Here is a 2,621-nt window from a genome sequence, read left to right on the forward strand (position 1 = left end):
CGGTGACCGCCGGATAGAGGCCGGCCAGCACCGCCGCGATGGTCAGCGTCCCCTCCCCCGTGGCGAGCAGGAACAGCAGGTTGCCGGCCGTGCCCAGCACACCGCACGCGCCACCCCATCGCGCCACCGCGCCCAGGTTCAACGGCTGACGCGGGCGGACGAGTGCGGGCAGCGCGGTCACCACCACGATCACCAGGGCGACGACCTGGCCCGGGAGGAGCGGCCACGCCCCGGCATCGGCGCCGGCCCGGTCCAGCGCCACGAACAGCAGCCCGAAGCCGCAGCCCGCCGCCACGCCGTACGCGATGTCCGAGGACCGGAAGCCCTCCTCGCGGCCGGACCACGACGCCAGCGCGACCGCCGGGAGCGCGAGCCCGATGCCCGCCCAGCCGGCCGGGGTGAGCCGGTCACCCGACAGCAGGCCCACGACGGCCGGGATCGCCGCGGTGAGGACCGCCGACAGCGGCGCCACCACGCTCATCCGGCCCGCCGCCAACCCGCGAAGCAGACAGGCGTTGCCGATTCCACCCCCCACGCCACTCAGTGCACCCCAGGCCAGCACCGCCGTCGTCGGTGATCCGCCCAGAGCGAACACGGCCACCACGGTCAACGGCACGCCGACGATCTGCACGGCGACCGGGATCAGCGCCGGATGCCCCCGCCGTCCGCCCAGACCGCCCACGAAGTCGCCGACGCCGTAGCTGAGCGCGGCCAGCAGCGCGAGTACGACACCCAGCACCGGGCACCTCCTTGATCAAGGGATATCCTGACCGGCCATGGATGCCGACGCGATAGTTGTCGGGGCGGGCCTGGCCGGTCTGGTCGCCGCCGCCGAGCTGGCCGACGCCGGACGGCGGGTGCTGCTGCTCGACCAGGAGCCGGAGCAGTCACTGGGCGGGCAGGCGTTCTGGTCGCTCGGCGGGCTGTTCCTGGTGGACAGCCCCGAGCAGCGGCGCATGGGCATCCGCGACTCGGTCGCCCTGGCGATGCAGGACTGGCACGGCTCGGCGCAGTTCGACCGGCCCGAGGACCACTGGCCGAGGCGGTGGGCCGAGGCGTATGTGAACTTCGCCGCCGGCGAGAAGCGGTCGTGGCTGCGCGCGATGGGCCACCGCTTCTTCCCGATCGTCGGCTGGGCCGAGCGCGGCGACGGCCGCGCCGAGGGGCACGGCAACTCGGTGCCCCGCTTCCACCTGACCTGGGGTACGGGACCCGGCGTCGTCGCGCCCTTCGAGCGCCGGGTCCGCGCGCACGCGGCGGCCGGCCGCATCACGTTCAGGTTCCGGCATCGCGTGGACGAGCTGCTGACCCACGACGGCGCGGTGAGCGGCGTGCGCGGCGCCGTGCTGGAGGACAGTGCCGTCGAGCGTGGCAAGGCGTCGTCGCGGGAGACGACCGGCGATTTCGAGTACGCGGCTCAGGCCGTACTCGTCACCTCGGGCGGCATCGGCGGCAACCACGACATGGTCCGCCAGGCCTGGCCGGCGCGTCTCGGCGCTCCCCCGGAGCGGATGGTCGCCGGGGTGCCGGCTCACGTCGACGGCCGGATGCTGGCGATCACCACGGCGGCCGGCGGCACGATCATCAACCCCGACCGCATGTGGCACTACACCGAGGGCCTGCGCAACTGGGACCCGGTGTGGGAGAACCACGGCATCCGGATCCTGCCCGGCCCGTCGTCGCTGTGGCTGGACGCGGAGGGCAACCGGCTGCCCGCGCCCTACTTCCCCGGCTTCGACACGCTGGGCACGCTCAAGCATCTGATGTCGACCGGCTACGACCACTCCTGGTTCGTGCTCACGCAGAAGATCATCGAGAAGGAGTTCGCCCTGTTGGGCTCCGAGCAGAACCCCGATCTGACCGGCAAGGACGTCAGGCTCCTGCTGTCGCGGGTACGCGCCGGGGCGCCGGGCCCGGTCGAGGCGTTCAAGCAGCACGGCGAGGACTTCGTGGTCGCCGGCGACGTCGGCGCGCTCGTCGCCGGCATGAACGAGCTGACCGGCAAGGACCTGATCGACGCGGACGCCCTGCGGAGGCTGATCGAGGCCCGCGACCGCGAGATCACCAACGAGTTCAGCAAGGACGCCCAGGTGGTCGCGATCCGGGGTGCGCGGCGCTATCGCGGCGACCGGATCGTCCGCGTGGCGACCCCGCACCGCGTGCTGGACCGGGCGGCCGGCCCGCTCATCGCCGTACGCCTGAACATCCTGACCCGAAAGACCTTGGGCGGCCTGCACACCGACCTGCAGGGCCGGGTGCTCGGCGGGACCGGCGAGCCGGTGCCGGGCCTGTACGCGGCCGGCGAGGTCAGCGGCTTCGGCGGCGGCGGGATGCACGGCTACAACGCGCTCGAGGGCACCTTCCTGGGCGGCTGCCTGTTCTCCGGCCGGGTGGCCGGCCGGGCGGCCGCCGCCGCAGCGGTCGGCTGAGCACTCAGCGTCCCTGGCGGACGGACGGCCTACAGCTTGCTGAAGACCTCGAGGGCTTCGTCGTCGCCGTGGGGATGGCGGACGTACTCCTCGGCCCACTCCGGGTCGCCCAGGCGAGCGGCCGCGGCCTCCACGTCGTACCGGGTACGCATCAGTTGCACGGTCGGGCCGAGCAGCGCCCAGTACGCGCCG

At 73.5% G+C, this 2,621-nt stretch carries 2 protein-coding genes; one reads left to right on the plus strand and one right to left on the minus strand.

Annotated features, from left to right (window positions below):
• Positions 1-739, minus strand: a 739-nt coding sequence (locus AB0M20_RS37180; protein WP_364305452.1) for an EamA family transporter, incomplete at its 3' end; no start/stop codon positions are given.
• A 37-nt stretch (positions 740-776) separates the two neighbouring features.
• Here AB0M20_RS37180 and AB0M20_RS37185 point away from each other — a divergent pair.
• Positions 777-2,429 carry an FAD-binding dehydrogenase gene (locus AB0M20_RS37185; RefSeq protein WP_364305453.1) on the plus strand — a complete coding sequence of 551 codons (1,653 nt, stop codon included), beginning with the start codon at positions 777-779 and terminating at the stop codon, positions 2,427-2,429.
• Positions 2,430-2,621 lie beyond the last annotated feature (192 nt).

The organism is Actinoplanes sp. NPDC051633 (genome assembly GCF_040681735.1).
In the GTDB taxonomy this organism is placed as follows: Bacteria; Actinomycetota; Actinomycetes; order Mycobacteriales; family Micromonosporaceae; genus Actinoplanes.

Bases quoted from the DNA above. Each gene is read 5' to 3' on its own strand.
- AB0M20_RS37185 (WP_364305453.1), top strand. From the start codon at position 777: ATGGATGCCGACGCGATAGTTGTCGGGGCGGGCCTGGCCGGTCTGGTC.